This is a genomic window from Saccharopolyspora sp. NPDC050389 (assembly GCF_040655595.1).
GTDB lineage: Bacteria > Actinomycetota > Actinomycetes > Mycobacteriales > Pseudonocardiaceae > Saccharopolyspora.
The window spans coordinates 25,294-33,720 of record NZ_JBFAKG010000100.1; the positions used below are offsets into that span (position 1 = coordinate 25,294).

The following is an 8,427-nucleotide window of genomic DNA, read 5'->3' on the forward strand; positions in this document are numbered from 1 at the left end:
GATACGTCCACAAGCAGTAGCCGCCGGTTTCGACCGCGATCGTGCCGGTCTGGTAACGGCGGGCTGGAGCCCGCTTGCGCACTCACGACGTCAGCACATCAGGAGTCTGCCAGAGTGGCGCGGAAAAGACCCTGCTCCAACCAGACTGCCGCTCGGACACCGTCCGCAGCGGCTTGGCTGACCAAGGTCAGCGCGTCCGGAACCGCTGGAACACGAGCCATGTCCCCGGCCGCGAACACACCTGGAACCGTGGTCGCCTGCAACTCGTCGACCTGGACGCAGCCGTCCTCCAGGATCGCGCAACCGAGATCGGCGGCGAACGGTGCTCGTTGCCTGGTCGGTGCGCGGTGGAACATCGCCTGCCGCTCCAGCACCGATCCGTCGGCGAAGTGCAACTGCAGCCCGTCCAATTCACCGGTCACCTTCACCAGCGGCTCGGTGCGCACCTCCACTCCGCGCGCCGAGAGCTTGGCGATCACCTCGTCCGGCAGCCCGTGCGCACCGTGGGTCACCACGACCACGTCCTCGCTGTAGCGATCGGCCAGGTACAGGCCGAGCATCACCTGCGGGACGTCGCGGCCGAGCACCGCCAGCGTCTTGCCGGTGGCCTCCCAACCATGGCAGAAGGGACAGTGGAAGATGCTGCGGCCGAAGCGTTCCGGCACGCCCGGGATGTCGTAGGGTTCGTCCACCTGCCCGGTCGCCAGGATCAGCCGCCGGGCCCTTTCCCGGCTTCCGTCGGCGAATTCCACGGTGAAGTCGTCGACGCCACCGGAAACCGAGGAAACCTGGCCCTGCCGCACTTCGACACCGAGGTAGGCGGCCAGCTCGGCGCGCCCCAACGCCAACAGCTCGTGCGGCGAGAAACCGTCGCGGCTCAGGTACATGTGCATCTCGTCCGCAGGCGCGTTGCGGACCTGGCCGCCGTCGGCGACCAGCACCCGGCGCCGCTGCCGGCCCAGCACGAGCGCGGCGCTGAGCCCCGCGGGCCCACCGCCGATCACGATCACGTCTAACACGGTTGCTCCCTCTAGCCGAAAACTAATGGAAACGATTATCATTGCAGAGAACATGCTACGGAAGGGGCGCAATGGCCGATCAGCTCATCTCCGTGCTCGGCGGGTACGGCGAAGTCGGCGCCACGGCGGTCCGCCGGCTCTCCGAGTACGGCTACGGCCGAATCCGCGTCGGCGGACGCAATCCGTCGCGGGGCAGTGCCCTGCTCGGCGACCTGCCCGGAATCGAGTTGTCTTATGTAGACATCGAAGACGCAGGAAGTCTTCAGGAGTTCTGCTCCGGCGCACACGTCGTCCTGAACTGCGCCGGCCCCTCGTACCGCATCCTCGACACCGCGGCCCGAGCGGCATTGAAAGCGGGCGCGCACTACGTCGACGTCGCCGGGGACGTCCCTGCCCACCGCGCACTCGGCTCGACATCCGGCGACCGCGTAGCGGTCTTCTCCGCTGGATTGATGCCAGGCCTGACCGGGCTGCTCCCCCGGCTCATCGCCGGCCCCGGAGATCGGCTGGACCTCCATGTCGGCGGCGCCGTGCGCATGACACCGGCATCGGCGGCGGACATCCTCCTCGCCCAGGGCCCCGACTTCGGGGAGTCGCTGGCCCACTGGAGAGATGGGGCCGTGGTCTCGAGAAGCCTGACCCCGCTGCGCAAGGTGCGGCCGGCCGGTTTTCCCGAGCCTGTCGACGCGATGCCCTTCCTGCCTACCGAAGGCATCCGCCTCGCCGAAGAACTCGGCGTGGACGAGCTGCGCTTCTACACGGCCTACGCTTCGGAGGCCATTCCGACCGCCTTGGCGATGGCATGGGCGGACGACCCCGAGTTCCGGGACGACTACATCGAACTGCTGACACAGGCGGCGAAGACGGACCTGCGCGAGCGCGACCCGTACTACGTGCTCACCGCCTGCGTGCCAACCGCCACTGGAACGTCATCGTCGCTGACGCTGTGCACCAGCGACCCGTACCAGCTCAGCGGCGTGGTGGCGGCGTTGACGGCCAGCGCTGTCGCCCAGGAGAAGATCGGCCCAGGAGTGCACTTCGCGGACAGCGTGCTGGATCCCGACGACATCGCCGAAGCGCTCCGCCGCGACCCCCTCGTCCAGTCGCTTTCCATCCAGAAGCCTGCCGACAGTGCCGCTGGCCACATCTCAGCGCCGCAAAATTGAGAATGACAATCGTTGTGGATAGTCTGCCTGGGTTCTCACATTAAACGGAAATGGTTATCATTACGCTCCAATGTTCGTCCGCGTTCCGCTCGCTTCGGGACCCACTGAAACCCAGGCGCGACCAGCTGAACCCCAGTGCGATCCGAGGGAATGGATGGCCCCACGACCACACCGAAGGACCGAGAGCAACCCCCGAACCGGCTTCACCGTCATCCTCTGCGACAGCTGCGAGGACGACGGACAACTGCCGATCCTCGCCGCCCTGCGGGACACGATCCGCCGCTGCCCCAACGCAGTTCTCGTACGCGCGAACTGCCCGCTCGGGCGTTTGTGGTGCCACACCAGGAAAACCACCACACTGCGAGCGGCCGGGCACCTCGTGCTGGTGCAGCGGTGCACCATTGCCCGCCAACCACTGGGCGCCGTCATGCTCGTGGGGCCGGTGCGCACCGCCGAAGACCTCACGGCGCTGACGCGTTGGCTGGAAACGACACCGGAGAACATCGACGAACTTCCCCAACGCCTGCACTGGAACCAGCACCACCGGCGGCAGGCCACCCGGAACTAGCACGGGAAAGGCCGAGCCCGCCATCGGCCGCCGACTTCCGCTGCGCAGCACGGATCAGCCCCTTCATCGCACGTGAGGAGCCTCGTGACCGACGAATACGCCGAGTCAGCGGAGTACATCGACATCCTGATCAGCCCGTTCTGGAACGGCGTCGGCCCCGCACTGGTCGACGCGATCAAGGCGACCGAACCCGCCGGACCGGTCATCGACATCGGCGCCGGCAGCGGCTGCGGAACCCTCGTGATCGGGGATGCGCTGCCGGCGGCGGAGATTTTCGCCGTGGAACCGTCCGCCGGACTGCGCTCAGCACTGCTGGCCAAGGTCAACGCCCACGAGTCCTTGCGCGACCGCGTGACGGTCCTGCCGGAGGGGTTCCTGGAGGCCGAACTCCCCGACCGGCTGGGCCTGGTCGTCGCCATGAACGTCATCGGCCACTTCTCCCCGGCCGAACGCCGCGACATCTGGAAGTTGCTCGCCGAGCGGCTCGCACCGGGTGGACGGGCGGTGCTCAACCTGCAACCACCGTCCGAGCCCGTGGACATCCCGGAAGCAGTGGCGTCGACCGGAAGCATCGGACGTCGGCGGTACGAGTGCCGGGCGCGGGCCGAACCCACCGGCGACGGGACACTCACCTGGCACATGACGTACCGCACCTACCAAGGCGACGAAGTCGTCGACCAGCGGGAGGTGAGCTACTCCTGGCACCTGGTCGCCGAACCCCAGCTGCGCGACGAGCTCGCCCAGGCGGGCCTTCGGCTCCACCCCCTGGAGCCGACCGACCTCGGCATGTACGCCATCACCCGGACCGAGGCGCGGACCTGACGCCGGGGCAGGCATCCCTGCCCCCGGCCCGTTCACCGCAGGCCCTCCGCCGCTCCGAGCGAGGCGACCTGAGTCCCCATCCACTGCAGGTAATCCTGGCCTGCGGGCAGGGTTTCGGTCATCAAGACCACCGGGATACCCACCTGCTCAGCGCGGGCCCGCAGTTGCGCGGTCACCGCGGATTCCGTCTGCGGGTTGAACACCAGAGCCGTGACTCGCCGCGCATCGAGCGCGTCCTGGATCTCCGCGACGGCCGCGGCGGGCGGGTCGTTGCCGGCTTCCACCGCGTCCACGAAGCTGTCCGGCGTGATGTCGCTGAGACCGGACTCCTCGATCAGGTAGAACGCGACCGGCTCCGTCGCGACGACCTCCGCGCCCGGACGCGCCGCCGCGATTCGCCGCGCCTGCTCTTGGAGCTGCCCGACCCCGGCGCGGAACCGCTCCGCGTTCGCGACGAATTCCTGCGCCCTGGCGGGTTGCAGCTCACCCAGGTCTGCGGCGATCCGGTCGGCCGCCGCATCAACGGCATGGAAGTCGTACCAGAAGTGTTCGTTGATCGAGTGGTCGTGGGAGTGGCCATGTCCTTCCGCGGCGCGGGATTCGGGCAATGGCTGTTGCGGCTCGTCGGCGAGCGCGGAGACGTCGACGGTCGGCCTGTCTCGCGGGGCGGCCGCGAGGATCTTCTCGACGAACTCGTCGTAACCGCCGCCGTTGAACACCAGGAGATCGGCTTCGGCCACCTCCGCCGCGTCGTCGGGGACGCTCTCGTAGGAGTGCGGGTTGACGATCGGATCGCTGATCAGCGGCCGCGCGTCGACGGCGCCGCCACCGATCGCCTGCACGACGCTGCCCCAGACATTGGTCGAGGTCACGACCTTGATCCTGCCCTCGACTGCGCTGGGTTCGGACCGGACCGCGCCGCATCCGGCCAACACCAGGACTGCCGCGCTGAGACTCGCGGTGGTCATGACTGCTCTGGACCGACGTCCTTCGCGGAATGTCATCAAGTTGCTCCTCTGGAAATCGCCGAACTGGTGGATGACACCCAGAAGCATAAACGAAAACGATTGTCGTTATCATCTACGGTGAGAGGATGCCGACAACTGCGAGGTGAGATGAACGAAGCGCTGAGCCGCCTGCTCGGCCGGTCGAACCGGCCGGATCCCGCTCGCGCCGACCGCGCGGGCGAGATCGCAGACCTGGTGCGCACCACTCTCGGGCTGACCGCTCAAACGGCGGTGACGGTGCAGGAACTTGCCTGCGCAGAGCCCGGATGCGCACCGATCGAGACCAAGATCGCCGTGCTGGACGAAGCCCCGAGGCGCTGGACGCTCCACGCGCCGGTGTCCGAAGTGGACGACGAAGTCGTCCGGAAGATCCTGACCGCCCGACCTGAAGGGGAGAACGAGCCACGATGAGCGAAACCGACAACCGGGTGCCGGTCACGGTCCTGACCGGGTTCCTCGGTGCCGGCAAGACGACGCTGCTCAACCGGATCCTCACCGAGAACCACGGCATGCGCATCGCCGTGATCGAGAACGAGTTCGGCGAGGTCGGCATCGACGACGGCCTGGTGCTGGACGCCGAAGAAGAAGTCTTCGAGATGAACAACGGCTGCATCTGCTGCACCGTGCGCGGCGACCTGATCCGCATCCTCGGCGCGCTGCTCAAGCGCAAGGACCGCTTCGACGCGATCCTCATCGAGACCACCGGTCTCGCCGACCCGGCACCGGTCGCGCAGACGTTCTTCGTCGACGACACGCTGCGCACGCAGCTGCGCCTGGACGCGATCGTGACGGTCGTCGACGCCAAGCACATCGTCCAGCACCTCGACGATGAAAAACCCGAAGGCGCCGAGAACGAGGCGGTCGAACAGCTCGCCTTCGCCGACCGCGTGGTGCTCAACAAGATCGACCTGGTCGGCGCGGAGGAGATCGACGAGGTCGAGCGGCGCATCCGCGGCATCAACGCCGGCGTGCGCATCCTGCCCGCCCGCCACGGCGACGTGGACCTCGCCGAGGTGCTGGGGGTGCGCGCGTTCGACCTGGACAAGATCCTCGCCGACGAACCGGAGTTCCTCCAGGACTCCGACCACCAGCACGACCTGACGGTCACCAGCGTGGGCATCGAGGCCGACGGCGCGGTCGACGTCGAGAAGCTCAACGAATGGCTGGGCGTACTGCTCGGCGAACGCGGCACGGACCTGTTCCGCAGCAAGGGAATCCTCAACCTCGCCGGATCGGACCAGCGGTACGTCTTCCAGGGCGTGCACATGCTCCACGACGGCGACCTCGGCGCTCCGTGGCGCGATGGCGAAGCACGCCGGAACCGGATGGTGTTCATCGGCCGCAACCTCGACCGCGACCAGCTGGAGCGGGAGTTCCGCGCCTGCCTGCAACCAGTGGGCGCGGAGGCCACGGCGTGACCGCGCTGACGAACAGCGCGCAGCTGCGGCCGCGCTGGCAAGCCGAAACCAGCGAACCCGTCATGGCCCTCGACGTACTACCCGGCGGGCGCAACGCGCCCGATGCCCTGGTGGCCGGTGGTTCCGAGGGCACGCTGCGGGTCTTCGACCCCGACGGATCCACGCGCTACGAACGGGATCTCGACGACGCGCTGCTCGCGATCGCCGCCAGCCCGGACGGCACCCGCATCGCCGCGCTGGGCATGGGAAGCCGCCAGCTGTGGAGCGCCACCGACGGCGCGGTCCTGCACAGCGAGGGCGCGGGATGGTCGGCATCGGCCGCCTGGGACAAGAAATCGCAGTCCCTCGCGGTCGCCGACGGCAGACGGGTGCGGGTCCTGGACCGCTCCGGGAAAACCCGCTGGACCTCCGCCCCCTTGACCAGCACCGTGACCAACGTGCTGTGGCCACGCGGGCAGCTCCGCGTCGCGGCGTCGTCCTACCAAGGCGTGACGATCTTCGAACCCGACACCGATCGCATCACCAACACGCTGGAGGCACCAGGCGCGATCTCCGGGCTCACGGCCGCACCCAACGGCCGCTGGGTCGTCGGCGGCAGCCAGGACGCGACCCTGCACGGCTGGAAAGTCACCGACGGCTCGGACTTCCAGATGACCGGATTCCCCGCCACGGTCTCCCACCTGGCCTTCGAAGACGGCGGCCGCTGGATGGCCTGCGAATCCGCCGAAGTCCTCACCTGCTGGGACTTCTCCGGCACCGGCCCGACCGGCCGCGCCGGAATCGTGCTCACCGGACACCAGGCAGCAGTGACCGCGTTCTCCTGGGTGCCCGGACACAGCCAGACGCTCATCAGCGGCGACCAGGACGGCAACGTGCTCATCTGGCGAATTGCCCCCACCGCCAAGCCGGGCGATGAACTCCACCCGGCCGGCGGGCTGCGCGACGACGACCCGGTCACCGCCATCACCACCGGCAGCAGCGGAGCCACCACTCCGATCGTCTACATCGGACGTCGAAGCGGGCGCATCGATGCACTGGCCGTGGCCTGACCCGCGAGCCCAAGCCCCCGAGGCTCGCGACGTGCGGTGGCGAGAGCGTTGCACCCCTGCACCCTCGCCACCCACGGCATCCGCCAACTCCGGACAGGAGCTAGCGCCGAAGCGCGCTCGGTGATTGCGAGGCCGGCAGCAGCATGAACCCGTCACATGACCGCACCAGCAGCTGGAGCCGCCAGAGGCGAGCCGTGTTCGAAGCCCTCCTGCGAACACCCGGCTTCGTGAGTGCACAAGCACTGCACCTCACCATGCGCACGAACGGCGAAAACATCGGACTGGCCACCGTGTACAGGTCGTTGCACGCGTTGGCGGCATCCGGCCGAGCGGAAACCATCCAGAGCGCCGCCGGAACCCAGCTGTTCGGTGCCGCAGCCGAGGGACGGCAACATCGCCTGGTGTGCCGCGTTTGCCGCCGACGAGTCCCGATCACGGCCACGTTCGTCGACGACTGGGCCACCGAGATCGCGGCCGAACACAGCTTCACGGACGTGCACCTCGTCGTGGAAATCACGGGCAACTGCGGGGCCTGTTCGGCTGCGCCAAGACCACGCGCCACCGGAGAATGCTGCACGCGATCAGCGTGCCGTTGCTGATCGCGACAATCCGCACCCAGCCGACTCTGCCGAGCCACCGCTTCTGGCTCGCCCCAGATCGTTCTGGATGGCAACGAAAAGCTGCTCGGCGCCGGGATGCGGTCAGCCTGCTGGGACGTGCCAGGTCTTCGACAGGCGCTGGGCAGCCCGCATTCGTGCGTACCGCCGTCTGGCTCTGCGAGCAGTTCCGCGTGCGTCCCCCACTGCACAATGGTGCCGCCGCCGAGAACGACGATCTGGTCCGCGGCCACGATCGTGGACAGCCGGTGCGCGATGACGACGATGGTCTTGCCTCCGACCAGGGGTCGAAGGCCGGCGGCGACAATTTCGTCGAGTTGCTTGGCCGCGACCACGACAGGGCCTATGGGCATGTACTGCGCCCCTTCAAGGTCTCCGCAGTCGAGGCGATCCGCACCACCGACGACATGATCTACCAGCTGCCCGTGATGATCGCCGCGCAGGTAAGACCGACCACGCCACGGTCGCCGAGGTACTGCGCCCGTGATCGCCGAGACCGCCGGGCCCGTCATTCTGGATGCCGTCGCCGAGGCCGTGCTCGCCGCAACTCGCCCCGCCCCGGACAGAGGTGGGGCCGCTCAATACTCCGACTCCAGATCCAACCTGCGCTTAGGTCCACGCCTCGCCATCAACACGCCCTTCATGATCAGGTGTGTTGCGACAAGCACTAGTAGTACTTCGTTAAGTTGGTCTTCGTTTGGGGAGCTTTCGTTGGCATGTGGGGCAAACGCCGGTCCAGCACAGTAAGACGCCTTGGAGCA

At 67.9% G+C, this 8,427-nt stretch carries 9 protein-coding genes; 7 read left to right on the top strand and 2 right to left on the bottom strand.

Translation table 11 applies throughout. The features are described 5' to 3' along the window. Positions 1-98 precede the first annotated feature (98 nt). Positions 99-1,019: an NAD(P)/FAD-dependent oxidoreductase gene (locus AB0I53_RS41055; protein ID WP_358614468.1), complete on the bottom strand. Its 921-nt coding sequence runs from the start codon at positions 1,017-1,019 to the stop codon at positions 99-101. A 71-nt stretch (positions 1,020-1,090) separates the two neighbouring features. On the opposite strand from AB0I53_RS41055, the gene AB0I53_RS41060 reads away from it, so the two are divergent. The 3 genes from AB0I53_RS41060 (at position 1,091) to AB0I53_RS41070 (ending at position 3,575) form a co-directional block, all read left to right on the top strand. Further along, positions 1,091-2,185 carry a saccharopine dehydrogenase NADP-binding domain-containing protein gene (locus AB0I53_RS41060; protein ID WP_358614469.1) on the top strand — a complete coding sequence of 365 codons (1,095 nt, stop codon included), beginning with the start codon at positions 1,091-1,093 and terminating at the stop codon, positions 2,183-2,185. Between the two features lie 154 nt (positions 2,186-2,339). Then, positions 2,340-2,753 carry a hypothetical protein gene (locus tag AB0I53_RS41065; protein ID WP_358614470.1) on the top strand — a complete coding sequence of 138 codons (414 nt, stop codon included), beginning with the start codon at positions 2,340-2,342 and terminating at the stop codon, positions 2,751-2,753. Positions 2,754-2,837: 84 nt separating this feature from the next. Next, complete coding sequence (locus tag AB0I53_RS41070; protein ID WP_358614471.1) at positions 2,838-3,575, top strand: class I SAM-dependent methyltransferase; 738 nt, start codon at positions 2,838-2,840, stop codon at positions 3,573-3,575. 32 nt (positions 3,576-3,607) lie between these two features. Here the strand turns inward: AB0I53_RS41070 and AB0I53_RS41075 are convergent, their stop codons facing one another. After that, positions 3,608-4,543 carry a zinc ABC transporter substrate-binding protein gene (locus AB0I53_RS41075; protein ID WP_358614473.1) on the bottom strand — a complete coding sequence of 312 codons (936 nt, stop codon included), beginning with the start codon at positions 4,541-4,543 and terminating at the stop codon, positions 3,608-3,610. Positions 4,544-4,690: 147 nt separating this feature from the next. On the opposite strand from AB0I53_RS41075, the gene AB0I53_RS41080 reads away from it, so the two are divergent. The 4 genes from AB0I53_RS41080 to AB0I53_RS41095 all read left to right on the top strand — a co-directional run bounded on the left by AB0I53_RS41080 (position 4,691) and on the right by AB0I53_RS41095 (position 7,648). After that, positions 4,691-4,993 (top strand): hypothetical protein, encoded by a 303-nt coding sequence (locus AB0I53_RS41080; RefSeq protein ID WP_358614475.1) that lies wholly within the window; start codon positions 4,691-4,693, stop codon positions 4,991-4,993. Beyond that, entirely contained in the window at positions 4,990-6,000 is a 1,011-nt protein-coding gene (locus AB0I53_RS41085) for a GTP-binding protein (protein ID WP_358614477.1), read from the top strand. The genes AB0I53_RS41080 and AB0I53_RS41085 overlap by 4 nt, the downstream gene beginning before the upstream one ends. Next, complete coding sequence (locus AB0I53_RS41090; protein WP_358614479.1) at positions 5,997-7,049, top strand: hypothetical protein; 1,053 nt, start codon at positions 5,997-5,999, stop codon at positions 7,047-7,049. The genes AB0I53_RS41085 and AB0I53_RS41090 overlap by 4 nt, the downstream gene beginning before the upstream one ends. A 143-nt stretch (positions 7,050-7,192) precedes the next feature. Continuing rightward, positions 7,193-7,648: a transcriptional repressor gene (locus AB0I53_RS41095; protein WP_358614485.1), complete on the top strand. Its 456-nt coding sequence runs from the start codon at positions 7,193-7,195 to the stop codon at positions 7,646-7,648. Positions 7,649-8,427: the final 779 nt, after the last annotated feature.